Source organism: Alteromonas sp. McT4-15 (assembly GCF_020515205.1).
Lineage (GTDB): Bacteria > Pseudomonadota > Gammaproteobacteria > Enterobacterales > Alteromonadaceae > Alteromonas.
Window position 1 is genome coordinate 226,593 of sequence record NZ_JAJALG010000003.1, and the last position, 24,698, is coordinate 251,290.

Consider the following 24,698-nt stretch of genomic DNA (forward strand, 5'->3'; position numbering starts at 1 on the left):
TACCAAGACTCACAGGAGAGATAATGCTAGAACAAGTACCCATTGATGAATTGATACCAGGGATGTACGTCAATCAAGTACTTGAACAAACTGGAGCGCTTAAAATGCGCTCAAAGGGCATTGTCAAAACTCAAGCCATAATTGATACCTTAAAAGCAAAAGGCATTTTATTGCTTGAAGTTGATATGGCGAAATCAAAATTGCCAGAAAAAAAGACCCCAACGCCTCCGCCTGCACCTCAAGATGAAGTCAAAGAAGACCGCCCTAGAGCAGTTGCCAAGCCCGTTGGCAGAGAATCCATTAGCGAGGCGAGCGATCTTTACGAAAATGCACTGACAATACAGAGCAGTTTTTTGAAAGGCCTTAAAAACGGTGCAGTAAAAGACTTATCGCCCATGGAGTCGTTATCTGAAAGCTTAATAGAGAGTGTTTTTGACAACAAAGACGCGCTTAGCTGTCTGACGATGATAAAAGAAACCGATAAGTACTTGTTGGAGCACTCAATAAATTGCAGCATTTTAGGCGGTATATTTTGCGAGTACCTCGGTTATGACAGAGATACCATAGAACAAGTTAGCTTAGGCATTTTGCTGATGGATATTGGCATGTCATCGCTTCCAGATGAAATACGAAACAATACGGGAAAATTTTCTAGTGACGATTGGGAAGTCATGAAAACCCATGTGGAAATTGGTGTAGACCTTGTTGAGCAATGCGGCGAGATATCAGACTTATCTCTTAACATTGTTGAACAGCATCACGAACACGTGGACGGCAGCGGTTATCCGAAAGGCCTTACTGGTGAAGAGATAAGTGAGTTTGCACGTATTGCAGCTATTGTAGACGCGTACGATGCCATGACGTCTAACCGTCAACACAAAGACAGCATTACACCGTCGCAGGCACTCAAACGCTTGACCAATTCAGAACACCTCGACCAAGACCTAGTAAAACAGTTTATTCAATGTATTGGCGTTCACCCAGTAGGTTCACTCGTAAGACTGAAAAGTGGAAAATTAGGCATTGTCAGTAGAGTTAATCCGAAAGATCCTGTGAGTCCTCAGATAATGACGTTCTACAGTGTTACATCACAACATTTTAATGAAGTGAAGCGCATAGACTTGAGCGTTCACGACGACGAAATTGTATCAGGTGTTAGGCCAGAAGAATTCAATTTGAACCTTCCTAAGTTTTTTAAAGACGTTTTCGTTAACCAAATGCCTATCTAAATTTCATCTAACTTAGTCATCGATAAAACTAAAAAAGGCCACAGCGATAAACACATGTGGCCTTTTTGGTTCTCGACTAGGTTAGCGTTTACCAATCAGTCAATGCCGCCATAGTAAAGAGTTCATCTTCAAAAGACAGCACAACACGCTGGGCTTCAATGTTGATAATTTGCACCTTATCAGCAATCCACTCGCCTTCTCCCATTTGTCGGCCGTTCACACGTACCCACCTATCAGCTGGGCGCGACGCATACATGTGCGCACTAAAGTTCATGGTGGGTAGACGCGTCAAAAGTCGCACTGGAAGTTGATCTACACGCGGGATGTCATCTCTCGTGGTTACGGGAATCTCAGCTTCTTGAGTATCTTCGCGAGCTTGCGAGTCGAGCGCTTTTACCGCAGCGTTGAATTTTGCCATCAATTCAGGCGACACTGATACATCTGAATTGCTTTGCCCGTTATTTAATACTCTTCCCTCATAGTCATTGTCTGGTGTTTGAGGCTGAGCCACGGGCGTATTATTAACAGAAGGCACTTGCGCAGATTCAAGCGCGTTGTTTTGAACACCCGGTTCTGACAAGCTACCCGCCGAGGGAGTATCTAAATTTGTACCCGATTCAGGCGCTGTTTTTACCTCTGTACTCAAATCGCCTTTAGCAACTTGTCCACTATCATTATTTGAGACCGCTTTTTCCCTGATAGGCCCACTAGGCGCAACATCTGAGGCGGGTGATACATTTTGGGCTACAGAACTTTCTGACAATTCACCTGTGATAACAGGCCACCATCGCTCGGTTGTTGCACCCGTAAACCCAATAGCCAAACCACCAAAGATGACAATGGCAAACGTTGCCACCTGCTTACTGTATATTTTCCATGCCGAGGGAAGACTCTCTACCGTTGGCAGAAATAAGCTGCGATTAAACTGTTCATTGAGCGATTTATCAAACTTAGCTGAAGTGTCGTACTGACCACGAAGTAACGCTTGTGTTTGCGTGCGATGCTGCCCTACCGCTGGGGCTATTTCTACGGTTTGCTCAGGGTCGATTTCCAGTTCTTGGACACCCATTTCAGACAAGCCCTGCACCATGGCCTCACTTGTCACAAGCCCAGACTTTCTTATTTTGACCGGTCCATTTTGTTGAGTGATTTGAACGATCACCATGCCAGGCTTGAGCTTATCTATTGAAACTACATTAGACATACAAGCTCCCTACCCCATAGCCACACAGAATTGCTATTACAAAGGTCGCCACTAACACCCACTTACGGTGACTTTGTACGCGCTGACTCACTACGTCATCACCTAAGATTTGCTCTGCAGCCGCTAAGAATATGGGCTTTTGTACTACCGCGTGTTGCTTAGTAAACGATAATGTCAGTGCTCTGTCGCACAACAAGTTAATCACGCGAGGAATACCGCCCGTAATTTGATGGACCGCACGCAGTGTCGACTTGCTGAAAATGCTTATGTCGCCATCAGCCACGCTGAGACGGTGTGCTATGTAAGCGCTCACTTCTGGCGCGGTTAGCGGCAGAAGGTGGTACCTTGCAGTAATACGCTGTGCGAGTTGGCGTAACTCATTACGCTTCAATAATTGCTGTAGTTCTGGTTGACCTATCAGCACTACCTTAAGTAACTTTTCACGGTTAGTTTCCAAATTGGTTAGCAAGCGAAGTTGCTCAAGCACTTCAGGTAATAAATGTTGCGCCTCGTCCACCATTAATACCGTGTTAATACCCGCTTGATGGTTTTCGGCTAACTTACTAAGAATTAAGTCAGTGAAGTATTTAAGACTGGCTTGTTGAGGCTGATACTCAAGCCCGAGTTCATCACACACCGTTGCCAAAAGCTCAAGCGCAGAAAGCGTTGGGTTTAAGATCATAGCCACCTGCGTATTATCAGGTAGCTGCTGAAGTAGCTTTCTCGACACCGTTGTTTTGCCTGTACCTACTTCACCTGTAAGCATCACAAAACCGCCGCTTTCTCTTAGCCCAAACGTTAAATGGGCTAACGCTTCCTTGTGCCTAGGGCTCATATACAAATAATCGGGGTTTGGCGCGATAGAAAAAGGATTATCGCTTAACCCGAAGTAATTCAAATACATGGTCGCTGCTAAAAATAGTTAAAAACGACGATTAAACTACCAGACGCTAGGCCTTAGTGAAAGCACTGAAACAATAATGAATGGAGCAGAAAGCCCATACACTGCGAAATTATCTTTAAGATTGGTATACTTCGCGTCATATTTATTCTTTAGTGGTTATTCAGTACCACCTTTTTCTTTCAGTTAGGTTTATACGAGGCAGCATGCAGGTATATTTAGTAGGCGGTGCAGTGCGCGATGCTTTACTTAATCGCGATATTACAGAACGCGACTATGTAGTAGTGGGCGCAACGCCAGACGAAATGTTACGCCAAGGCTATACGCAGGTAGGTAAAGACTTTCCGGTATTTTTGCACCCAAAAACCTCTGACGAATATGCCCTTGCGCGAACAGAGAGAAAATCAGGAAAAGGATATACGGGCTTTATTTGTGATGCGTCAACCTCAGTCACGCTGGAAGAAGATCTTATGCGGCGCGACCTTACTGTGAATGCCATGGCGCAAGATAGCAGTGGCACTATTATCGACCCGTATAACGGTCGAGTAGATCTTGAAACTCGTATATTACGTCACGTGTCTGATGCGTTTAGCGAAGACCCTCTTCGCGTATTCCGTGTGGCTCGATTCGCAGCACGCTATGCCTATTTAGGGTTTACCATTGCGCAAGAAACAGAAGCGCTAATGACAACGATGGCAAAAAGTGGGGAGCTTAAAAGCCTCACGGCGGAACGAGTATGGCAAGAGACCAAACGAAGCCTACAAGAAAAAACGCCTGAAGTATTTTTCCAAGTACTGAGCAACGTACACGCGCTTGAAGACTGGTTTTGTGAAATTGTACCAACCATTGAAGACGCCATACCAACCTTGGCTCTGTCTGCAACAATAAAACCCTGCAGTAACACAAATAGCCTAACAGTTAGATTCGCGGCACTAACCGCACACCTCTCTGAGGATGAAGTTAAGAGCTTGTGTACACGACTAAAAGTGCAAAACCAAGTGAGTGATGTCGCGCTGCTAGTGTGCAAATTTAAGGCGTTATTGCTAGAGAAAGACAATACAGCTCAAGCATTGCTTACCCTTTTTAATGGATGTGACGCGTGGCGGCGAGCAGAGCGCTTTTTGATGGTACTTGATGCTGTTGCACCTTACGCACAATACCACGGTATGAACTGGGACATACGCAGAGAGCAAATCCTTTTAGCATTAAATGCCGCGACACAGGTTGACGTTCAACAGATCATTGCTCAAGGCATAAAAGGACCTGCCATAAAGCCTGCATTAGAAGATGCAAGACTAGCCGCAATTGCACAAATAGCTACAGAATAAGAATAATAAACACCAAGAGAACCCAATGCTTAGTTATGACGCACTTGTTCGCAAAACGCTGACTGCATTTATCGTTAGTTTACTACTTGTCATGCAGCAAGGTTGTAAAGAAGACGCGCCTGTATTTCCTGTTGAAGAAACTCGACTAGCCAAAATTCCTGTTAAACAAGCAGCATTATCTAGTGACGCCAGCTTGGCAGCCTTTATCCATAATGATCATTCTGTGTCAGTGTGGGACACCAATAGCAAGCAACAACGATATATATGGCGTCAGGATGAACTGGGCCAAGAAGCGCTAGCTATCATCACACTCTCAAACAACAAAAAATGGCTGGCGGTTACAGGGCATTGGAGTACCACATTAATAAACCTGCATACGGGTAAGATATTAGGTAGCTGGCAGTTTCACGGGAAAGACTCTGGTGCTACGGCTTCATCAATGCAGCTTTCTCCCGAGGGCGACAGTGCGCTGGTTGGTATGACTGATGGAACCGTACTCGAGTTAGACTTTGCACAAGGAACTGCTTTGCAATTCAGCCACAATACAATGAAAGTACTTCACGTGGGGTATGCATCCGAAAGCTACGCATTCGCAGGTGGTATAGACAAACAATGGTTCTTATGGGATTTAACGCAAAATGATGTAGTGCATCAACGGCACTATCGCAGTCGCATCACGGCATCGGTGATAGATTCACAATCACAACGTGCGTTTATATCTGATGCACTGAACAGCCACGAAATTATTGACCTTGCCCACAATGCAGTAATTTCAGAACTTTCGTTTTTTGAGCGGTTTCGCTTTTTTAGAAAGGGATTATTTCTTGAAAATGGTGAGTACCTTGTAACCACGTCACCTAAATCTGTAGTAACCCTGTGGAATGCCAACACCGGCGAAGAGCAAGCATCGTGGGAAATAACACGTTACTCAAGCGAGGCCACCACTCATGCGTTAACAATAAACAACGACGGTGACCTTGTTACTCTTTCATCTGACGGTGTTTTGCAAAGCTGGGATTACAGAGCATTGATTGTTACACCTTGAGCCCAATAAATAAGTCACTCCGTTTGAATTAAATCACCCGGCTCGCAGTCAAGGGCCTCGCACAACGCGAGCAAGGTACTAAAACGAATTGCCTTTGCTTTTCCTGTTTTAAGGGTAGAAAGGTTGGCCATAGTAATACCCACTCTTTCTGACAACTCAGTTAGTGACATTTTTCGTTGAAGCATCACCATATCTAAATTTATTTTTATTGTTTTCTTCATTTTAAATTGTCAGCGTCTGCTCTTTATAAATTTCCACGGCCTCGTCTAATAGCTGCGCAAGCACCAACAACGCCAACCCTATAATCAGCCCGGTAATAGGTAAAGATATTGAGGGAGATAGCTCGATTTGAGCATTAAAGCTGCCAATGTCGTTCAAAATCATTAATCCACCAGAATAAATAACGATAGGGTATACAACGCAACTCCCTATAACGATAAACGCGATACGCCTGATATACATTGCATTAGCTTGCGTAAAGTAGTGGCGCTGAGCAAAATTAGCGAACAACTTTCGTAAGTAATGAAGCGTAATCATCACAACAATGGCTTGAAGAACATAAATAAAGTTAGAAATATACCAAGCCGATTTACCAAGCGTATTGTTGAGCTTTATTTCTGCTTGGCCTTGTATGATTTCACTGATCTTATTTGTATCGTTCTCTGGTGCATTCGCGACTTCATCACTAGGTAATACCCTAAAATTCAGTGGATAATTAATATCCGTATGACGAGCCTCTTGGTCAGACGGAATACTGAGACCTACGACGATTATCATCACTAGCCCAACAAACATCAGTGCACCAAAAAGATAAAATACCCCATCAAATAGTTTTTTTAACCGCAAGGCCAATATAGGTGTTGTTGTAGTGTTCGTGTCCATAGCGAAACCCTGTTCAAAATTCACTCACCAACTATAGCGCAAATTTATTACAAAACAACAAAACTTTATTGATAAACAATAAAACATTTTTGTTTATCAATACAAAGAAATAAGTAACCACTATGTAATTTCGAAAAAACACTTTGCTTTCATATCCCTTATCGCTATGCTACCCAGCAAAGATTACAAATGTAATCACAAGATAAAAAAAGAAGCAAATGACAACAAGATGAAGTCCAGTCTAATTTCAAAAAGCATGAGGGTGATGCATTGTGACAATATCTAAAACACTTTATTCGAAACACATAACACACTTACTCACTAATACTGTATTTAACGGTATCGGACTACTGCTATGCTTATTAACCATTGCAGGTTGCACCAGCAAACCCACTGTACATATTTACGGAAAATACATAGCGCCTTCGCAAGTGCAATCGTTAAGTGAAAGCCTCAGTGAAAAAGGGCTGAACGTTGAAGTAAATGATTTTGAATTCCCTACTACCATAACCTCAAATACGCTACTGTACTCGCTGTTATTGCAAGCGCCAGAAGCCATCGACTACACCAGCGATGCCGCCAAATCTAATGGTTTACCAATAAATAGTGTCCAACCACTTTCACAGGGTAATCATTGGTATACCAAAAACTCACTCGCTGTTTTCTTATTTCCTGATGGAAAACGCCCCAAAGGCACCTTACTTGCTCAAGACCTTGTACATAGCTACGTAAGTAAGGAATGTGGCGAAGGCCAACGGTTACGTTTGAATAAAGACGGAACCTATCAACTTACCCTTGAAATCGATGAGTCCACTGTTAGCGCACAAGGTCACTGGAAATACCGACAATTCCCCTACCTTGAATTGCGAGAGCTAAACTCACCCTATGCGAACTACTACTTTGAAATATCGCGCGAGCTGAGCGAAGACCAAGTAAGTAAACTCAGTCTTATCCACTTACAGTTGCTCAATGCCAATAGTGCTAACCCGTTGGCACCAGAATGTGTATTTACCCATGGTGTTCGAATTTAAACGCAGTTTTTCTCTATGTTTTGGCGCAGCAATGCTACAATACGCCCCATTCATTTAGAGCGTTTTTTATACTATGACTTTCGAAGAACTCGAATTAGACGAAGCACTGTGCCACGCAGTTGCCGATATGGGGTTTGAAACTCCAACTAGCATACAAGAATTAGTGATCCCGCACGCACTAGATGGGCGGGATATCTTGGCATCAGCGCCAACAGGTACAGGTAAGACAGCGGCGTTCTTGCTACCTGCGTGTCAGTTTTTGCTCGACTACCCTCGCAAGCAACCGGGTGCCACGCGCATTTTAATTTTAACGCCGACTCGTGAATTAGCGCTTCAGGTATACGAGCAAGCCGTAGCTATGACCAAACACACTCAAATTGTGTGCGGTGTAATAACCGGCGGTATTAACTATGGTACCGACAAAGAAACCTTGAGCAAAAACTTAGACATTCTTGTTGCAACGCCTGGTCGTCTACTTGAACACATCGAGAAAGAAACCGCGGACTGCCGTGATATCGAATGCCTAATTCTTGATGAAGCCGATCGCATGCTAGACATGGGCTTCTCCACCGTAGTGAATCAAATTGCAGCGGAAGCACGCTGGCGCAAACAGAATTTATTGTTTTCAGCTACGTTAGAAGGTGCAGGCGTTAGAAACTTTGCTCATGAGATTCTGAACAATCCAGAAGTTATCGAAGCAAACCCTTCGCGCAAAGAGAAAAACAAAATTCACCAGTGGTATCACCTTGCTGATGACATGAACCACAAGCAAGCCCTGTTGGTTAATATTCTTCAGCAAGAAGCTACCACCACAACGGTAGTTTTTGTTAAAACCCGCGACCGTCTGCAAATGTTAAAAGACTTTTTGGCATCAAAAGACATTCCAGTGTGTTGGCTACAGGGTGAAATGCCTCAAGATAAACGCATTGCAGCACTAGCGCGTTTCAAGAGCGGTGAAGTACCTATCTTACTTGCCACAGACGTCGCGGCACGCGGTATTGACGTACCAAACGTAAGCCATGTAATTAACTTTGATATGCCGCGCAAAGCCGATGTTTACGTTCACCGTATTGGTAGAACAGGTCGTGCTGGCGCAAAAGGCACTGCTATCTCGTTAGTTGAAGCGCACGACTTTGAAATGGTAGCGAAAGTAGCGCGCTACATGGGTGAGCCATTAAAAGCCCGTGTTATTGATGAGCTTCGCCCCAAAAACAAAACACCAAAGATTGGCCCGAAAAAGAAAAAAGTAAAGGCCAAAGACAAAGCCAAGAGCAAAGCAAAGCCAAAAAAGCGTAAGTAAATAAGCATGAATCAGGGTGTGCGAGCTAAAGAAAGCATATTTTCTTTTGATACTCGCCCTGAATCTAAGCACTACAAAGAAAGCGCACGAGATCGCGTGATGTACGAGGATGTGGGAGGGGCAATGCTGGAGCAAACCCTCTGCCGCATGGATGCGGCAGCGGAGCGCACACGGACGTGTTTACAGCGTGTTTGTGGAAGCATTGCCCCTCCCGCAGCCGATGTTCATCGCGCGGCCTCGCAGCCAATTGAAAAGAGAGTACTATGAAATTTCCTGAGAAAATTGTTTTAGCAACGGGTAATCAAGGCAAGGTGCGCGAGTTCGCGTCACTGTTTGCTGATTATGGTGTAGACGTTGTTGCGCAAAAAGAATTAGGGGTATCTGATGTGCCTGAAACAGGCACTACCTTTGTTGAGAATGCCATCATTAAGGCTCGCCATGCGGCACAGGTAACAGGTCTTCCTGCTATTGCTGACGACTCAGGCTTAGTAGTAGATGCTCTTGGTGGTGCACCTGGTATTTACTCAGCCCGTTATGCTGGCGCTGATGCCACAGACGATTCTAACATCGACAAGCTGCTAACTTCGCTTGATGGCGAAGCCAAACGTAAAGCCCATTTCTTCTGTACATTAGTGTTTATGCGCCACGCAGATGATCCTGTTCCTTTAGTTAGCCAAGGAAAATGGGAAGGTGAAATACTTACCGAGCGCTCTGGTACTGACGGCTTTGGCTACGACCCAGTATTCTTTGTGCCTAGCCATAGCTGTACCGCGGCAGAGCTTGAAAAAGCAGAAAAGAACCGCATTAGCCACCGCGGTAAGGCATTGGCCATTTTGCTTGATAGCATGAGAGCCAACTTTGCGTAATCCTCCGCTTAGCCTTTACATTCACATACCCTGGTGTGTGCAGAAGTGCCCTTACTGTGATTTCAACTCTCATGGGCTTAAGTCTGAGCTTCCCGAAAAAGAGTACGTTGCACACCTGTTAGATGACTTAGCCATTGACGCCAAGCGCATTGGCGATCGCCCAGTAGAAACCATTTTTATTGGTGGTGGCACACCCAGCTTGTTTTCCCCAGACGCCATGGCCGATATTTTAAACGGTGTAAAAGCAAGGGTTAACTTAAGCGATGACGCTGAAATTACTATGGAAGCCAACCCAGGTACGGTAGAAGCAGGACGATTTGCCGGCTTTTATCAGGCTGGCGTTAATCGAATATCTGTGGGCATTCAAAGCTTTCAGCCAAAGCACCTAAAAGTGCTTGGTCGTATTCACAACGAAAGCCAAGCCGAAAATGCCGTAAAGCAAGCACACAGCGCGGGCCTGCCCACATTTAATTTAGATCTTATGCACGGCTTGCCAGAGCAAAGCGTCGACAATGCAATGGCTGATTTGCAGCAAGGCATTGCGCTAGACCCTTATCATCTGTCTTGGTATCAGCTTACGATTGAGCCAAACACGCCTTTTTATTCTCGTCCTCCTGAACTCCCTGATGACGATGTGTTATGGGACATTCAGGAAAAAGGTCACGCGCTTTTAGAAGCGGCTGGCTACCATCAATATGAAATATCAGGTTATGCAAAAACGGGCCATCAATGCCGTCACAATTTGAACTACTGGCGTTTTGGAGATTACCTTGGTATTGGATGTGGTGCGCATGGCAAAATAACAGATGCCCAAAATGGCACTATACATAGAACAGTAAAAGTTAAGCACCCTCGCGGCTATATGGAAATAAGCCGGCCATATTTAGATAGCGAAACGCGGGTTGCCAGTGACGACCTTCCCTTTGAGTTTTTTATGAACCGCTTTAGATTGGTTGAACCCTGCCCTATTGAGGACTTTACCAGCTTCACTGGCATTAGTTTATCAACGGATGTTAAGCGTGCACTCGATGATGCACAGCAACAAGGTTTACTTACCGCTAACAACAGTCACTGGCAGGTAACCCATAAAGGTAGAAGATACCTTAATTCTTTACTCTCGTGTTTTGTATAGCGCACAAAAAAGCCCGATTTAATCGGGCTTTCTTTTTTGAACCGTAATAATGTTGTAAGCCTCAAACGCTGGCACTGATTCTCGTAGCTTTTCTTCGGCTATATCTAAGCGTTTTAACTTCTCACAGAACCACTCAGCTTTCTTTCGCAAAGTTGTGGCTTTATCGCCCACATCTAACTGTTCACCAACATTGTTAAGCTGACGGGTTATTTCAGCCACTTTCTCTTGGTTCACTTCGCCGCTATTCGTATTAATGCCACTAATCGCAGATAAGATACCACCAACAGACGTGGAAATAGCTTCTTCTAATTGCGCTTCAATTTCACTATCAACGAAGTCATCAACACTCTCCAGCGATCCGGGGCCTATGAAATAGTGGTTACTGGCGTGCCTAAATTTATCTTTAACGCGATTTTGAACCCGTTTCATGGCCGTGTTCAAACGCTCATAGCTTTCGTGATCGCTACCCACTAAACCTAAATACACATGCTCAATGGTATCTATTGCCAAGTCGACACCTTCTGTTGCAAGCACTATCATTTTTGGCACTACATAATGCAAACCAGAAGAATACTCATAAAGCCATTTTCGCTGTTCATCATCTAATGTTTGCCAGCGACCGCCAATGAAAAGTTGAGACTGATTATTTATTTGAAGTACGGTGCGGGTTTTATCCATTACCCTAAGCTGGTTTTTGTTCACGGCAATGCCGTATGCAAAGTCGATGTTGCAGGTATACTCAGCCTGCGCCGATGTAGAGAGTCCAGCGAACAAACAAATTGTGAAGAGTGCAGCCTTTAGGCGCGATATCATTTTCATAACAACATTGTGGCTAGCTTATGGAAAAATGAAAGCCATCATGAGTCTAACGTGCTAAAAATCAGGTTGAACATGAGCTAAAAAGAAAGCACGCATTATAGTGCGTGCTTTTCAGAGTAAAAGTGTTAGGTAAGTATCTTATACCAAAGACTAGTATTAAGTCTGCTTTGTCATTTCATCAACAATTACTGACTGTAAAAAGCGCGGTACGACGCGTCGATTTTACTCGGTGTACGTGCGCACTAATCTCACGTAAATGAATCGGTCTTTCTCTTTAATTGAATGACTTGCGTTAAAAAACGCCACTACCCATGCCCTATCAGGGTCATCAACCGACGGTGTTGATGTCCAAAAGTCATCTGGAGGCGTTGCAGGAAAAAGTGACGTATTTATGGCCGGACGCACACAGTCGCGCTCCGTTAGCGTGGCTAACTCTTTAACGTTTGGCAATCGCCAACCTAGTAAATCTTCGTTACTTGCTTGTTGTGCTAACTGCAGTGCCTGCTGCCATGTGTATTTGACCGCTTCACCACTACACGTTGACCCGTTCCACGTTTGCCCTTCAGAGCATCTGCGCCAAACAAGGTCAGTAGTTGTATCTAGCAAGGTACTTGATGTTACCGCTGAAAAGTTATCGTTAGGGGTTGTCTCTAACCCATCAGACAAACATTCCTGAGCATTCACAGCGAACGAAACCAACATGCTAGCGGCCACCAACAATGCAGATAAAAATGTTTTACCTTCTTTTCGCTTTTTCATAATTATCGCCCTGCTCTTACTAACCGTACTCGTGCGGCAGTAGATTTATTGAGAAAATTATCCACACCAGAGTCAAAATCTAATGCCCATGCATTTTGCGCATTATCGCTGTTTACACCGTCTGCGCTTGGTACTGACGTCCAGTACCATAAAGGCTCTGTCGATACGCTTCCGGTATTTGGGAAATAGTCTTCATCAATAGCAACATCGTCGGCAATACCTAAATGCATTAACGAGAAAAGCTCGTGGTGGGTAGGCAGTCGCCAATCATAAAACCCACACAGGCCCTGGGCATTAACAGCGGCCACATAAGCTGAGGTGTTGCAGTTTGTGAGTAAACAAGTTGCGTTAGCACCGGTTTCATCGCCTTCAAAACCGCCGTTCACTTCTTCGCTGTACCACGAATAAGTAAATCCACCATCTTGAAAACTACCATCATCGGCTTTCACTTCCCACACAAGCCCTGTCACGTTATCGCGAACACATGACCAGCTATCAGCAGAGCCGTCTTGTTCATCGCCATTGGCATTAAGGCGGGTGAAATCAAACCCAGCCTTGCCCCTTCCCGCTTTTTCAATAAAACCGTTTTGCTCAATGATGTCGGCACCTCGCTGGCCGTCTTGACCGGGAAAGTCGTTCTGTTGAGCTTGTGTTAGCGCATCGTTAGTGGCCTGCTGTAAAAAGCCGGTATCGTTTATAAGCGGTGTGGGCATAGGGCGAATTTGTACGTTAATAGTATCCTCAACACTATTGCCGTTTGCGTCGGTTACCGTAAGGGTGTAAGTCACTACTGTCGCGGCCGATACCATTGGAGCAATGGCAAATGTAGACAGAGCAGTATCATCATCAATGGCATTACTATAAACGGGGTTTTGCTTTGCTGATTGCGCAGTTGTACTTATGTTGTTGCTTCTTTCCCACGAATAAACAAGTGGTTCTGCGTCACTAATGCTAGTACTAGCTTCACCATCCAAGATAACCACTTCGCCGCTGAACACGCCTTGCGAATATCCCGCATTTACAACGGGCACTGTGTCTTGCTGTGACTGTACCGTAATAGTTACTGTGTCAGTATCGGTTGCACCTTCTAAGTCGGTTACCATCAACGTAAAAGAAAGTGTTTGCGAGTCGTTGGCAACAGGCGTGACAATAGTTAACGTAGAAAGGTTCGTGTCTACTCCGCTTATTACATTGGTTCCACTTGTTTGAGACCAGCTGTAATCAGAAATAGATGACTCAGATGATGCCGCATCGGGGTCTGTGCTGCCTGAACCATCAAACACAATTTCGACACCACCAGGGAACGTATTCGCCGAAAGGCCATCCCATTGCGGTACGTCGATACTGGCTTCTGGCGCAATGTTAACGGGTGCAACAGTAATAACAGTTGCGTCGCTTGCCGTATTACCGCTTTGATCATTCACTGATACAGTAAGCGTGTATTGCGTAGCATTACTGACAGCTGGCGCAACAAAACTGGCTGCAGGCGAACTGGTGTCTTCATGAGTAATAGTAAGAGAGGGTGAAGCGCTCCAGTTGTACGTATAGGTGCCATCGCCGCCGCTAACTTCAGCACTCAATGTATACGTTACGCCTTCAGTCACTGTGGCATTTGGTCCTGCACTTACCACAAGGGTAGAGTTGCCAGAGCCCGAGCCATCACCGGAACTGCTGTCGCTACCGCCACCACCACAGGCAAATAACATTAACATTGCCCCAAAAATCGCTACTGCTCGAAATAAGATAACGCCAATGCTGCTATGCGTATTATGGCTAAATGGCATAAAAACTCTCCACACACGTTAACGTGTTAAACACGAAAAAACGTGTATTTGTTAAAGCTAGAACAATGTGGCGTTGATGGCGGGCCAACTATACCCTTTATGTCACGATGGCCACTGTCATGGTAGGTTAGAGCGAGCGTTTAGATTCTTGCGCTTCTGAGATCATTACCTGTAGCGCTTCCAATTGCTTTTTACCTACTGCCACATCTGTCATGTCGTAAATCATCATGCTGATATAATCTACTTTGCCAGTCGCTGAAGTCAGCGGCGACAATGTGATGTTTTGATACATGAAAGACTCACTTCCTGTAATCGGCCGATAGTTAGGAAACTTAAATAGATAAGGGCGTTGTTCCCATGTCATAAATGCACGGGTTTTGAGATCAAACACAGGCTTGGCCTTCTTCATAAACCAATCTTGTTTGATGCTGGGGAACAAGGTGAAAAGCGATTTGTCGCGAACTTCACTGGGCAAAAGGCCACTGTGACTTTCCATGAAACCGTTCCACACTTGCACTGAAAAGTTGCGATCAAGAACAACGATACCCACGTCGACAGACTGCAACATGTCCATCATCCAGTGGAATTCTTGCAACTCGTCTAAATGTTGGCTCATTAAAAGTCCTCCAACAAGTGGGCAAGCTTCGAATTCATCATCTTCATCGACTCTTCAGTAAAAAGCAAAATAAGGTCACACTGCACATTGTAGCCTTCCAAACCGTAGCTCAACTCAATGGCCAGGGTTCGCTTCCACTTAATTTGATTCATGCTAATTATTTCAGTGATTGCCCTGTGTTGACCTAATACAATCGGATGACCTTGGCTGAAGTTAATATCCATTTGATTAGCAAGGCCGGTTAAACAGGTTCCAATCAAAATACTGGCAGCGTCCATCAACAGCTCTAGCTGTAACTGGTCGTCAACTTCGCCTTCTACGTTAAGAATTTTAGCAACATCATCAAAACTTGAGTCACTTAAAATACACAAGGCTTCACCACTTACACCCGGGCCCAAGAAGCCCTGGCAAACTGCGGTAACCTGTTCGTGACTTTCGATGTCGGAAAGCATCATGTGAAGTTCAGACACTTCGATAAGATTTACATTCGGGATGGGCAATTCAACAAACACATTCATGATGCGCGCAAGGTGATCCCCTGCTTGCCCCATAGCAATATTGGTTATCTCTTGATAACAATCGCGGATATCTGGGTCGAGTGGCGATGCTTCCTCTTGAACTTCTTCTTCGGCATGCAGAATATTGAACTTATCTAGCACGTCGGCAAGTGTTTTGGGATCCACCGGCTTTCGAATAAAGTCTAGTGCCCCCAAAGCAGTAACGCGCTCGTGTGCTTCCGGCTGAATATCCCCAGAAACCACAACTACCTTGGTACTAAGACCTTGCTTTTTGATTGCCTCCAGTGTGCCATAACCATCAAGAACTGGCATATTGAGGTCAAGAAGAAGGAGATCCCCCTTACCTTCAGCAAGTGCAGTGAGCGCCTCTTGGCCATTTTTTGCAAAGTGCACCGCAACTTCCCAATCTTGAGGAAGGCATTTGGCAACTTGTTTACGTGCAACTAACGAGTCGTCGCAGACGAGAACAGAAAACATTAAGCTCTTTTACCACCTAGTTTTTGAAACCAGCTTTCACCGAAATTTTCACTTATTAGCATTGTATCGGCATTACTTCGTTTAACTGAAGAGACGATTTGCAGTTGTTTATATTGTGCTACTAAACATCACTCTAACAAATAGCACTTTTGTAGAAATTTGCCAGCAGCTTTTACATTTTCAAGCAAAGTAAGCATTGAATAATAGTGGAAGAACAAAGGCGGTAAAGACACCATTAACGCACAGCCCAAGTGTTGCCATAGCAGCAACATCGTCTCCCATATGAATTGCTTTGGCAGTGCCCACGGCATGTGCAACCGTACCCAACGCTATTCCTTGCGCTTTTTTATTTACAATTGAAAGAAACGCAAATACAGTCCCTGACAAGATAGCGCCTACCACGCCAGTCACAATCACAAAAACCGCCGCCAACGCAGGAATGCCGCCAATATGCGCAGACGCTTCCATTGCTAACGGCGTAGTGATGGATTTCGCAAGCATAGTTAGCTGCATCGCTACAGGTGCATCGAGTAAAAAAAGTGAAAACCATGCACTTACCGGTGCTATTACGCCGCCAAAAGCAATGCTCAACAGTAACCGCCATCCGTAATGCTTAAGTATTTTCCATTGCCGAAAGATAGGCAGCGCCAAAGCCACTGTCACAGGCCCGAGTAGCCAATGTAAAAGCGAAGCATGCAACTGATAGTCACTTACGCTAGTTTGTGAAATGAATAAAAACAAGCCCACAGTAGTGGCGGTAATAATGAGCGGATGAGATATGGGATGGTTATTCAGACGCAGGTGCACCTTTAGCGCAACTATATAACTTACAATAGAAACCAATAGCCAAGCCATTCCCTTAATGCTAAATGCGTGTTCAAGAGCTTCAATCATAAGGGCTATTGTCACCTTTTTTGATAAACAGGCGCTGAGAAAACCATGCCGTCGCCCCAAGGCTTACCGCGGTAGTTAAAACAATAGCGATAAATAGGCCTACAGCATTTTCTACAATATCTGCCCAGTAAAGCGAAACACCTAACACGGCAGGAACAAATAATAGTGACATGTGCTTAAGAGGGAAAAGTGCGAATTTAGCGACATGACGCTCGAACGAGGGCGCGGCAAACAGCACGCCTAACAAGAGTAATAAACCAAGTAGTGGTGCCGGAATAGGTAAAGCAGTGACGTGCACAATGAATAGGCTTAGGTAATAAGCACTAAAAACAAGTGCACCACCCACTACATAGTGAAGGAATTGTCGCACGTTTTTCCTATTTCTCTTAGGCCGCTAATAGTAACCAAGGAGTGTAGCGATTTAGTGCTTGCTCTACCAGCACGACCATGGTCTTAAGACAATGATACTTCGCGGGTAAAAGCGCAGACAATTACCTTGTTTGCCAGAATTGGTAGTAGTATTTATGGGTTATTTTAAACGCCTCTCCGCCTTGCATGATAACGCGCTGTTGATTGTACTTTTGCTCTAAGTGAGCTACGTGTTTTGCGTTAACTGCCACAGAACGATTACAGCGTTTAAAATGCTGCTCGCCTAAGCGTTTTAATAAGTCGCAAAGTGTGGTTCGCACAACAATGTTTTCCGACAAGGTTTGCACACACATATAGTCGCCAGCCGCTTCAATCCACTTAATTTCGGCAGGGTCTAGGCAACACCAACCATTTTCAGAACGAATACCGACAACACTGGGCTCTTTGTGTTGTGAGAGTTGACGTCGAAGTGTGGCAAGTAAGGCAGACTCTGTAACACCATACTGTTTACATAACCCTTCTACCAATAAGTTAAATTGGTATCCACGTTCATAGTAGTGGTATTTGTCTTGTACACGGTAAATAGCCTGTGCGACTTGCTCATCGTCAAATGGATGAATAACGAAGCTAGACGCATTGTGCTGAAAAGCCAGCAGTGCTTCATGGTCTTTTTCGCCAACGGCAATCCAGTATCGAGACGCTAAATTCCGACTCGACTGCGCGACAGAATAAAACCCAATTGAGTTTGGGTGTTTCTCGGCCAACGCTAAACAATGCCCTGTCGACTCAGCTTCAAAGATCTGCGAGAAAATATTGATCTTACGCAGAATATCAACAAGTGCCTGTTGTTGAGAAAGTGATTGTAAGAAAACCAGTGCGATCATCTGCTTTCCCTTGCATACGCTAATAATGTAATTTGCTACCCACTAATGCGGATAAGCGCGTATAAAGCCTGGGCGAAAAAGGAGCTGCAGGCTTTGCAGCCCAAATCGCCAGGGTTAAAAACACAGTATCTATCGCTTAGCAGTTAGCACACTTGGCTCAGCACTGACTCGTCGCGCTATAAGCGCACCGTTTTTCGTTGCATTATGTGTTAGCGCAAACGTAATCATATCTTCACCGTTACATACCAAACCTTCGTGAAGGTCTCGCATGCTCAAACCCGTCGCTTTTACAGCGCGGTCTAGTTTTAAACGGCTATCGCTTTTTACGGCTTCGCAAACAGCAATTAAATCGTTTTCCATTTCTTTAGGGTAACCACCTGCTTGTGCTGCAGTAGCAGTAGCACCTACAGCAAAAGTAAGACCGATAAGGGTCATTTTAGTAACGCGGCGTGACATAAACATAACAAGTTCCTCTGATAATATTCGGCAACGCGGTGACTACCTCTTTTTGCCTCCGCATCATTAAATTAGTGAAACTTTGTGAACATCACGCTATAAATTCGTTAAAGCCCCGCTATTTGCGACGTTGCGACAAGTGCACAATTTGCGAGGTTTAATAATCGGGCTAAACTGTAATTAGTCGTGCTTAACACACACTTTGAAACATTCGCCCAAAAAGATGTATCCTCACCATTATAAAAACGACACCAGGGAAGGATTATGTTAGAGCAACAGCAATATCATCACATCAGAGAACACATGCAGCCTGGTGACATCATTGCATTTGGCGGCAATAGCCTATTCTCACGTTGGACTAAACTCACTACCCGCTCAGTTGTGACGCATGTTGCCATTGTCACAAAAACAAAAATGCGCGACGAATCAAACCGCTACTTTAATCACGTTATGGAAGCCACCTCGTTTAATGGCAAGCGCGGTGTTATGACAAACCGTTTGAGCGAGCGCATTTCTTCTTATGACGGTGACGTGTGGTGGTTACCATTGTCAGACGCCTCGCGCAGTGTATTTGAGCAAAACAGAAAACATTTTTTTGACTTCATGGTTGAACAAGACGGTAAGCCTTATGATGTATGGCAATTGTTTGGCTCGGCTGTTGATGCGCTGGACGACCATCCTGTGTTTGGCGACATTACATACAATCAAGAAGATTTTGATAGCTGGTTTTGTTCTGAGCTAATCGCTGAGGGCTTAAAAACGGCAGGCGTCATTTCAGGTGTTAATGCGTCGGAAGTCACCCCCGTCGACATTTGTAGATTTAATATTTTCAAAAAACGCTATGTGCAGTTTAAAGGGAAAGGAAAAATGATTAGAGGGTTTAATTCATTAACTGCAGACAACTGGGGCCAGATTGCCTAACCCCATCAACAAAACAGGTGTGTACAACACACAACATACGTTATTAAAACGTGCTGTCTTGGTGAATTTTGATGAACATGCTAGTACCAATTTTTGAATAATCAATTTTGTACTCTTTGCCGTTCAATGTTTGAATAAACAGCAATGTTTTCTCGTCACCAAATACGTCGCTGGTTGTAACGTCAACCAATTCCATGTCCATCATCTTTGCATCGCGCTTATTTTCAGGCACTTTGCCTTCATACTCTTTAATGCCCTTGTAGGTTACAAGGATTGGCGGATGCTCGTCACCATTGATTACCAATAGATCCAATTTTCTTATTTTATGAATGATGGTATTTCGACCACTAGTAATAAAAGGTTTTTCAGTCATTTTCATCTCCGCGACCACTTACCTGCTTTTTTATTATGTTAACAACTTTTGTAATTGACTGAGTTTATCACGATGTTAACAAACAGCACATAAGCATTTGGTTGATATGTAAGTACAAAGTATAACCACAAAATGTAGCAATTGAGTAAAAAAACACTAATTTTTGTGCCTATTATGGGTTTTTAAAAACTTTTCGTCAGTCAAGCTGTTCAAAAAAGCAACGAGCGCTGCTTTTTCAGATTCTGAAAGGGAAAAACCTTTAATAAAAGGACTGCGATACGGGTTTAGTTCGTTAGCTTTGTTTCCACCACGGGCATAAAACTCGACAACCTCTTCAAGACTACCAATACTGCCGTCGTGCATGTAAGGCGCGGTTAAGGCAATATTACGCAACGTTGGCGCCCTGAACTTCCCCATATCTTTTTTATTGTGGCTTACGCTATAAAGCCCCATGTCTGAGGCGGGATAACTGCCCTTTCCATCTTCATTGTATAACCCTGTGTTATGAAATGGCTGTACAGCAAATGCCTGAAAGCTGTGTTTGGAAGACTGGGTAAAGTTAACTCCACCATGACAATGAAAGCACTCTGTGCGCTCAGAAAAAAACAGGTTTAGCCCTTCTATTTGCTGGGCGGTTAAGGCGTCATCGTTGCCAGCATAGGCATAATCGTCAAACGCACTATTAAACGACACCAAACTTCGAACATAGTTGGCCAGCGCCTTCACCACCGCGTCCATCGTAGGGGCTTTTGTACTATAAGCTTGTTCAAATAGTTGCTGGTAAACGGGGGTATTTAAGCGCGCTAAAATTTGCTGTTCGTTGCCTGTAACGCCCATCTCAATAGGATGCTCGTTAAACAGCGGGATCATAATTTGCTTTTCAATACTTTCTAGATTGTTGTGCGCCCACGTAAAAGTTGCATTGTAGGCAACGTTAACCAGCGCCAATGCATTGCGATTTAATGCATCACCCGCTGCGCCAATTGACACCGGCTTGGGTTCTGCAAAGGCGTATTCAGGTGCATGACAACTGCTACAAGATAACGTGTTGTTGCCACTTAATGCAGTATCAAAAAATAGCGTTTTACCAAGTAAAACGCTTTCTTCTGTCATGGGGTTATCTTTAGGTACCACGGGCTTAGGTACATAGTCGGGAAGCGGCCATGTGTAAGGCGTAGGCGCTTTGCTGCAAGCAAACAAAACAAGCAGCAACGTTGCCAATAACAACGGCTTAATACCACGAAAATTACTCACCATTGCAATGACTACGTGTTAAAACACTACCGACTGCCACTTTATCCAAGGCCGATTAACTAAGTTTTGAATTAGGCGCTTACAAGGAACTGTGTCTGGCGATTCAAACATACAATTAGGCGCCTCGTTAATATCTACTTTTGTAATGATATCGGCTAAGGACACTTCTAAATCAAGATCGCTATCAAGCTGCACCATAGGCAACACGAACTCAACGCGATTGGTATAAGCGCAAGATTTCTCTGGCGGCCTTACTGCCGACTCAGACTCACACCCTACACTCCCCAAATGATAAGACCATTTCCGTGACGTATCGCCATTTTTCGACAGATCTAAACGCAAGAATTTATGGCCGTTTTGCCAGCTCCAAAACATTGAACTGTCGTTTAGTGGTGACGGTTGAGAAAGCGGGTTTGCATGGTTCACGTCAAAAGGTAAGCCCATAGTAAAGCGAAGGCTAGTAGATAATTTTAAAAACGCCTCTGACACATCAAGCATAATTTTGTCGTTAGCATTTGATGGCGAACTGCATAGATCGTGAAATTTAAGTAAGGCCACATCCGGCGTTTGCCACTCGTTCTGCTTAAACTTCACACGCTGCCATTTACCATCAATCTTCATTTCAGGTTTGCTAAGGTAAAAAGCAAAATAGTCGACATTCCACCCCTGCTGACCAACATGCATGATCATGGGACATGCACCACTATCAATGCCTATCATCTTTACTGGGATCTCGCCCGGCTGACGACTGCCAAAATCAATTGCGTCGCATCCTGTCAATGTTACGAGGAAAGCTAAGAGTAACGATGACATGACACGCTTGTGGAAAAGCCTTTTCATTAGATTATGTACTTCCATTCAATATCTGGTACTTTTTTATGCAGACTCAATATCATCAATTGCACGGATGACAAGATGAAAGCATCAAATTTACTGCCAATAGTGCTGCTTTTGGCATTTACTAGTCAAGACACAAACGCGCACACTGACCACGACAAAGCCCGATTTGTTGCACAAGACGGTGTTGATGCCGGTAAGTGTGACAATCGTTTTAGACCCTGTAAAACGTTACTTTACGCCGCGCGTCAAGCAAATAAAGGCGATAAAATTTTAGTGGCTGAGGGCGAATACCACTTCGACAGCGCATCTCACTCACAAGTGCTCAACGACAGTTTAATGCCGGTGCTAGGTGGTTTTTCTCGCGCCGACCATTATCAGGTGCAAAATCCTACTGTAAACAAGACAACACTGGTTAACGTGCCTTTGTATCTTTCCCAAGACCTGTACAACAAAGGGTTCGACAGTATTACAGATGGCAAAAGCACAGCGTCAGGCATTCGCGCAACCGCCGAAGATATGGTGCTTTCCAATGAAGTTTCTGCCAACGAGGCCTGTGTAGATGGCATGGCAGGACGCTTCCCCTGCGATAAGGTTACACTGCTTGCCAATGTGCCAGTAAGTTTACTGTCGTCAGTATCGGGCAGTGCTAACGATATATGGGGACATGTTGACCTTAATACTCAAAGGGAATATGCCATCGTAGGCATGCGAGCCAGTATTGCGGTGGTAGATGTTACTGAGCCTACTTCACCTGTTGTGGTGGGCGAAGTGCAAGGTCAAAGCACCTCATGGCGTGACGTTAAGGTTTATCAATATTACGACAGTACGGCAAATCGCTGGCGCGCGTACGCTTACTCAAGTGCTGACAGCGTAACCGAAGGCTTCACCATTATTGACTTGAACGACTTACCTAACAGCGTAAGCCTGCTAAAACGCAATTCCGACGACAATCGCGCTCACAATATCTATATCTCAAACGTAGACTACACCTTTAACACAGCGCTTAATAATGCACGTGTGCAATTACACCTAATGGGTCAAGACAGTGATGGCGGTGCATTTCGTTCGTATGCCCTGCAAATACCGCAAACACCATCTGCTACCTATAAACCAAGCTCACTTAACCGCAACGACTACGCGCATGACGCTTCATCGATGTTGATTACCGATGAACGAGCGCAAAGTGAATGTAATAACGCTGAGGGCGACGGCTGTACAGTAATGCTCGACTTCAATGAAAACGAATTACGGTTGTGGGATCACACCAACACCTCGTCTGTAGAAGAGTTAAGTAAAATAAGCTACGCCGATGTAGCCTATACCCACAGTGGTTGGTTTAGTGAAGATAAGCGTTACGCTTTTGTGCATGACGAATTAGACGAGCGCAACTTCAGCCTTAATACCCGCGTTATGGTGTTTGATATTACGTCGCTTACTACGCCAATACTGGCGGGTACTTGGACAAGCGACAATACCACTATCGATCATAATGGCTATGTGCGAGGTAATCGCTACTACATGTCAAACTACGAGCGCGGCCTAACCATACTGGATATTTCAAACCCAGCAGCACCTGAGCAAGTTGGCTTTTTTGATACTTATCCTGCGTTTGACACCACCAATTTCAACGGCGCGTGGGGCGTATACCCGTTCTTACCTAGCGGAAATATATTAGTGAGTGATATACAACGCGGCCTGTTTATTTTAAAAGACGACACGTTAGAAAATACCACGACAGTGGCGTTGAGTAACACTATTGCCACAACCACTGATGACACCACATTTACGCTACCTGTTATGAAAATGGGCCCTGGCGCAGTTACGGTAAACTACGAGGTGATTAATGGTTCTGCCAACGCCGATGACGTGACGCTTGCAAGCGGCGAACTTTCATGGGGACAAGACGACACAGATGCGCAAAATATTGCGCTAACTATAGCGCCAAATCGCGCAACAGAAAGCGATGAAATGTTTTTTGTACGTTTGTACAACCCGCAGGGTGGCGGTATTACTCCGGGCCTAGGCTACGCAAGGGTAACAATTGAGGGCGCTGAACAAACTGGTGTTGCCGAACTGAGTGTAGATGCTGTTACCGTACTTGAAACCGATGCTTTAGTAAGTGTTAACGTTACTCGACAAGGTGGCGCTGAAAGCGATTTAACCATTACCTACACTATAGAGAGTGACAGTGCTGTTGCTGGCGAAGATTTTGAAGCCCAGTCGGGCACATTGACGTGGGGCGAGGATGAAACGCAAACTCAGTCTATTACCGTAACCTTGTTAAACGACAGTATTGAAGAACCCCAAGAGCAGTTTTTCATTACCCTAAGTGCTGACGACGAAAGTCAACTTGGCAGTTTTAATCAAACGGTAGTCACTATTAAAGACGATGAAAGCAATCAAGCCCCCGTGGTTAATGCTGGTAACGACTTTGCTGCCCTGCTTCGCACTTCGCAAATACTTCAAGGTAGCGCAACCGACCCTGAAGGTGTGCTAGTTAGCGTACTGTGGGAGCAAACCGCAGGGCCGCAAGTTACTATAAATGACGCAGAAACGGTGCGAGCGAGTTTTACCACGCCAGACAACGAAGCCACACTTACGTTTACCCTAACGGCTACTGATGAGTTTGGTGTAAGCACCAGCGACAGTATTTCGGTTGACGTTCAAGCCCCTGCCGAAGTGGTAGATTTGGGCAACGACACTGTATCAAGTGGCGGCGGTGGCAGTATGGGAATACTAAGCCTTACAGGTTTAGTCGCGCTTTTATGGCAACGTAGACGGCGTTTGACCAATACTCTATAACCGCCCCATAAAGT

General features: G+C 44.7%; 26 protein-coding genes. 10 read left to right on the plus strand and 16 right to left on the minus strand.

Features of this window, described 5'->3' with window-relative positions; all coding sequences use genetic code 11:
• Window positions 1-23 precede the first annotated feature (23 nt).
• Window positions 24-1,229 carry an HD-GYP domain-containing protein gene (locus LHL20_RS04305; protein WP_226432375.1) on the plus strand — a complete coding sequence of 402 codons (1,206 nt, stop codon included), beginning with the start codon at window positions 24-26 and terminating at the stop codon, window positions 1,227-1,229.
• Between the two features lie 88 nt (window positions 1,230-1,317).
• On the opposite strand, the gene LHL20_RS04310 is transcribed toward LHL20_RS04305, so the two are convergent.
• Both LHL20_RS04310 and LHL20_RS04315 read right to left on the minus strand, forming a co-directional pair.
• Window positions 1,318-2,433 (minus strand): general secretion pathway protein GspB, encoded by a 1,116-nt coding sequence (locus tag LHL20_RS04310; protein ID WP_226432376.1) that lies wholly within the window; start codon window positions 2,431-2,433, stop codon window positions 1,318-1,320.
• Window positions 2,426-3,337 carry an ExeA family protein gene (locus LHL20_RS04315; RefSeq protein WP_226432377.1) on the minus strand — a complete coding sequence of 304 codons (912 nt, stop codon included), beginning with the start codon at window positions 3,335-3,337 and terminating at the stop codon, window positions 2,426-2,428. Before LHL20_RS04315 ends, LHL20_RS04310 begins: the two co-directional genes overlap by 8 nt.
• A gap of 203 nt (window positions 3,338-3,540) precedes the next feature.
• Here LHL20_RS04315 and LHL20_RS04320 point away from each other — a divergent pair, with 203 nt between their 5' ends.
• Window positions 3,541-4,662: a CCA tRNA nucleotidyltransferase gene (locus tag LHL20_RS04320; protein WP_226432378.1), complete on the plus strand. Its 1,122-nt coding sequence runs from the start codon at window positions 3,541-3,543 to the stop codon at window positions 4,660-4,662.
• 25 nt (window positions 4,663-4,687) lie between these two features.
• Window positions 4,688-5,707, plus strand: a complete 1,020-nt coding sequence (locus tag LHL20_RS04325; RefSeq protein ID WP_226432379.1) for a WD40 repeat domain-containing protein — start codon at window positions 4,688-4,690, stop codon at window positions 5,705-5,707.
• A gap of 14 nt (window positions 5,708-5,721) precedes the next feature.
• Here the strand turns inward: LHL20_RS04325 and LHL20_RS04330 are convergent, their stop codons facing one another.
• Both LHL20_RS04330 and LHL20_RS04335 read right to left on the minus strand, forming a co-directional pair.
• A complete protein-coding gene (locus LHL20_RS04330) occupies window positions 5,722-5,928 on the minus strand; it encodes a helix-turn-helix domain-containing protein (protein ID WP_226432380.1) in 207 nt (68 codons plus the stop codon).
• A 1-nt stretch (window position 5,929) separates the two neighbouring features.
• Complete coding sequence (locus LHL20_RS04335; protein WP_226432381.1) at window positions 5,930-6,589, minus strand: DUF2975 domain-containing protein; 660 nt, start codon at window positions 6,587-6,589, stop codon at window positions 5,930-5,932.
• A gap of 272 nt (window positions 6,590-6,861) precedes the next feature.
• Between LHL20_RS04335 and LHL20_RS04340 the strand changes: the two genes are divergently transcribed.
• The 5 genes from LHL20_RS04340 to hemW all read left to right on the plus strand — a co-directional run bounded on the left by LHL20_RS04340 (window position 6,862) and on the right by hemW (window position 10,918).
• Window positions 6,862-7,620, plus strand: a complete 759-nt coding sequence (locus LHL20_RS04340; RefSeq protein WP_226432382.1) for a hypothetical protein — start codon at window positions 6,862-6,864, stop codon at window positions 7,618-7,620.
• A 73-nt stretch (window positions 7,621-7,693) separates the two neighbouring features.
• A complete protein-coding gene (gene srmB / locus LHL20_RS04345) occupies window positions 7,694-8,920 on the plus strand; it encodes an ATP-dependent RNA helicase SrmB (RefSeq protein ID WP_226432383.1) in 1,227 nt (408 codons plus the stop codon).
• 6 nt (window positions 8,921-8,926) lie between these two features.
• Window positions 8,927-9,187, plus strand: a complete 261-nt coding sequence (locus LHL20_RS04350; protein ID WP_226432384.1) for a hypothetical protein — start codon at window positions 8,927-8,929, stop codon at window positions 9,185-9,187.
• On the plus strand, window positions 9,184-9,786 hold the full coding sequence (locus LHL20_RS04355) for an XTP/dITP diphosphatase (RefSeq protein WP_159623784.1): 603 nt from the start codon (window positions 9,184-9,186) through the stop codon (window positions 9,784-9,786). The genes LHL20_RS04350 and LHL20_RS04355 overlap by 4 nt, the downstream gene beginning before the upstream one ends.
• Window positions 9,779-10,918, plus strand: coding sequence for a radical SAM family heme chaperone HemW (hemW, locus tag LHL20_RS04360; protein ID WP_226432385.1), 1,140 nt, complete (start codon window positions 9,779-9,781; stop codon window positions 10,916-10,918). Before LHL20_RS04355 ends, hemW begins: the two co-directional genes overlap by 8 nt.
• Window positions 10,919-10,936: 18 nt before the next feature.
• On the opposite strand, the gene LHL20_RS04365 is transcribed toward hemW, so the two are convergent.
• From LHL20_RS04365 to LHL20_RS04405, 9 genes are all read right to left on the minus strand, one after another.
• On the minus strand, window positions 10,937-11,731 hold the full coding sequence (locus tag LHL20_RS04365; protein ID WP_159623831.1) for a DUF2884 family protein: 795 nt from the start codon (window positions 11,729-11,731) through the stop codon (window positions 10,937-10,939).
• A gap of 228 nt (window positions 11,732-11,959) precedes the next feature.
• A complete protein-coding gene (locus tag LHL20_RS04370) occupies window positions 11,960-12,496 on the minus strand; it encodes an Lcl C-terminal domain-containing protein (protein ID WP_226432386.1) in 537 nt (178 codons plus the stop codon).
• Between the two features lie 2 nt (window positions 12,497-12,498).
• A complete protein-coding gene (locus tag LHL20_RS04375; protein ID WP_413228879.1) occupies window positions 12,499-14,208 on the minus strand; it encodes an Lcl C-terminal domain-containing protein in 1,710 nt (569 codons plus the stop codon).
• A 199-nt stretch (window positions 14,209-14,407) separates the two neighbouring features.
• Window positions 14,408-14,896: a PAS domain-containing protein gene (locus LHL20_RS04380; RefSeq protein WP_159623788.1), complete on the minus strand. Its 489-nt coding sequence runs from the start codon at window positions 14,894-14,896 to the stop codon at window positions 14,408-14,410.
• Window positions 14,896-15,891 carry a response regulator gene (locus LHL20_RS04385; protein ID WP_159623789.1) on the minus strand — a complete coding sequence of 332 codons (996 nt, stop codon included), beginning with the start codon at window positions 15,889-15,891 and terminating at the stop codon, window positions 14,896-14,898. Before LHL20_RS04385 ends, LHL20_RS04380 begins: the two co-directional genes overlap by 1 nt.
• 180 nt (window positions 15,892-16,071) lie before the next feature.
• Entirely contained in the window at window positions 16,072-16,785 is a 714-nt protein-coding gene (locus LHL20_RS04390) for an LrgB family protein (RefSeq protein ID WP_226432388.1), read from the minus strand.
• Entirely contained in the window at window positions 16,778-17,155 is a 378-nt protein-coding gene (locus LHL20_RS04395; protein ID WP_226432389.1) for a CidA/LrgA family protein, read from the minus strand. Before LHL20_RS04395 ends, LHL20_RS04390 begins: the two co-directional genes overlap by 8 nt.
• A gap of 121 nt (window positions 17,156-17,276) precedes the next feature.
• Window positions 17,277-18,038 (minus strand): LytR/AlgR family response regulator transcription factor, encoded by a 762-nt coding sequence (locus LHL20_RS04400; RefSeq protein ID WP_202264002.1) that lies wholly within the window; start codon window positions 18,036-18,038, stop codon window positions 17,277-17,279.
• A 129-nt stretch (window positions 18,039-18,167) separates the two neighbouring features.
• Window positions 18,168-18,500: a DUF3718 domain-containing protein gene (locus LHL20_RS04405; RefSeq protein ID WP_159623793.1), complete on the minus strand. Its 333-nt coding sequence runs from the start codon at window positions 18,498-18,500 to the stop codon at window positions 18,168-18,170.
• 258 nt (window positions 18,501-18,758) lie between these two features.
• On the opposite strand from LHL20_RS04405, the gene LHL20_RS04410 reads away from it, so the two are divergent.
• Window positions 18,759-19,415, plus strand: coding sequence for a hypothetical protein (locus LHL20_RS04410; RefSeq protein ID WP_226432390.1), 657 nt, complete (start codon window positions 18,759-18,761; stop codon window positions 19,413-19,415).
• 43 nt (window positions 19,416-19,458) lie between these two features.
• On the opposite strand, the gene LHL20_RS04415 is transcribed toward LHL20_RS04410, so the two are convergent.
• The 3 genes from LHL20_RS04415 to LHL20_RS04425 all read right to left on the minus strand — a co-directional run bounded on the left by LHL20_RS04415 (window position 19,459) and on the right by LHL20_RS04425 (window position 21,882).
• The gene (locus tag LHL20_RS04415) at window positions 19,459-19,788 is read right to left on the minus strand and encodes a hypothetical protein (protein WP_159623795.1); all 330 of its coding nucleotides are present in this window, start codon (window positions 19,786-19,788) and stop codon (window positions 19,459-19,461) included.
• A gap of 156 nt (window positions 19,789-19,944) precedes the next feature.
• Window positions 19,945-21,045: an MbnH family di-heme enzyme gene (locus tag LHL20_RS04420; protein ID WP_226432391.1), complete on the minus strand. Its 1,101-nt coding sequence runs from the start codon at window positions 21,043-21,045 to the stop codon at window positions 19,945-19,947.
• Between the two features lie 15 nt (window positions 21,046-21,060).
• Window positions 21,061-21,882: an MbnP family copper-binding protein gene (locus tag LHL20_RS04425; protein WP_226432392.1), complete on the minus strand. Its 822-nt coding sequence runs from the start codon at window positions 21,880-21,882 to the stop codon at window positions 21,061-21,063.
• A 75-nt stretch (window positions 21,883-21,957) separates the two neighbouring features.
• Between LHL20_RS04425 and LHL20_RS04430 the strand changes: the two genes are divergently transcribed.
• Window positions 21,958-24,684 (plus strand): choice-of-anchor B family protein, encoded by a 2,727-nt coding sequence (locus tag LHL20_RS04430; protein ID WP_226432393.1) that lies wholly within the window; start codon window positions 21,958-21,960, stop codon window positions 24,682-24,684.
• Window positions 24,685-24,698 lie beyond the last annotated feature (14 nt).

Coding starts and splice junctions, on each gene's coding strand:
- LHL20_RS04330 (WP_226432380.1), bottom strand. CDS start 5,928: ATGAAGAAAACAATAAAAATAAATTTAGATATGGTGATGCTTCAACGA.
- LHL20_RS04325 (WP_226432379.1), top strand. CDS start 4,688: ATGCTTAGTTATGACGCACTTGTTCGCAAAACGCTGACTGCATTTATC.
- LHL20_RS04305 (WP_226432375.1), top strand. CDS start 24: ATGCTAGAACAAGTACCCATTGATGAATTGATACCAGGGATGTACGTC.
- LHL20_RS04400 (WP_202264002.1), bottom strand. CDS start 18,038: ATGATCGCACTGGTTTTCTTACAATCACTTTCTCAACAACAGGCACTT.
- LHL20_RS04390 (WP_226432388.1), bottom strand. CDS start 16,785: ATGATTGAAGCTCTTGAACACGCATTTAGCATTAAGGGAATGGCTTGG.
- LHL20_RS04425 (WP_226432392.1), bottom strand. CDS start 21,882: ATGAAAAGGCTTTTCCACAAGCGTGTCATGTCATCGTTACTCTTAGCT.
- LHL20_RS04405 (WP_159623793.1), bottom strand. CDS start 18,500: ATGTTTATGTCACGCCGCGTTACTAAAATGACCCTTATCGGTCTTACT.
- LHL20_RS04365 (WP_159623831.1), bottom strand. CDS start 11,731: ATGATATCGCGCCTAAAGGCTGCACTCTTCACAATTTGTTTGTTCGCT.
- srmB (WP_226432383.1), top strand. CDS start 7,694: ATGACTTTCGAAGAACTCGAATTAGACGAAGCACTGTGCCACGCAGTT.
- LHL20_RS04370 (WP_226432386.1), bottom strand. CDS start 12,496: ATGAAAAAGCGAAAAGAAGGTAAAACATTTTTATCTGCATTGTTGGTG.
- LHL20_RS04375 (WP_413228879.1), bottom strand. CDS start 14,208: ATGTTAATGTTATTTGCCTGTGGTGGTGGCGGTAGCGACAGCAGTTCC.
- LHL20_RS04315 (WP_226432377.1), bottom strand. CDS start 3,337: ATGTATTTGAATTACTTCGGGTTAAGCGATAATCCTTTTTCTATCGCG.
- LHL20_RS04350 (WP_226432384.1), top strand. CDS start 8,927: ATGAATCAGGGTGTGCGAGCTAAAGAAAGCATATTTTCTTTTGATACT.
- LHL20_RS04355 (WP_159623784.1), top strand. CDS start 9,184: ATGAAATTTCCTGAGAAAATTGTTTTAGCAACGGGTAATCAAGGCAAG.
- LHL20_RS04335 (WP_226432381.1), bottom strand. CDS start 6,589: ATGGACACGAACACTACAACAACACCTATATTGGCCTTGCGGTTAAAA.
- LHL20_RS04430 (WP_226432393.1), top strand. CDS start 21,958: ATGAAAGCATCAAATTTACTGCCAATAGTGCTGCTTTTGGCATTTACT.
- LHL20_RS04410 (WP_226432390.1), top strand. CDS start 18,759: ATGTTAGAGCAACAGCAATATCATCACATCAGAGAACACATGCAGCCT.
- LHL20_RS04420 (WP_226432391.1), bottom strand. CDS start 21,045: ATGGTGAGTAATTTTCGTGGTATTAAGCCGTTGTTATTGGCAACGTTG.
- LHL20_RS04380 (WP_159623788.1), bottom strand. CDS start 14,896: ATGAGCCAACATTTAGACGAGTTGCAAGAATTCCACTGGATGATGGAC.
- LHL20_RS04310 (WP_226432376.1), bottom strand. CDS start 2,433: ATGTCTAATGTAGTTTCAATAGATAAGCTCAAGCCTGGCATGGTGATC.
- LHL20_RS04415 (WP_159623795.1), bottom strand. CDS start 19,788: ATGACTGAAAAACCTTTTATTACTAGTGGTCGAAATACCATCATTCAT.
- LHL20_RS04385 (WP_159623789.1), bottom strand. CDS start 15,891: ATGTTTTCTGTTCTCGTCTGCGACGACTCGTTAGTTGCACGTAAACAA.
- LHL20_RS04320 (WP_226432378.1), top strand. CDS start 3,541: ATGCAGGTATATTTAGTAGGCGGTGCAGTGCGCGATGCTTTACTTAAT.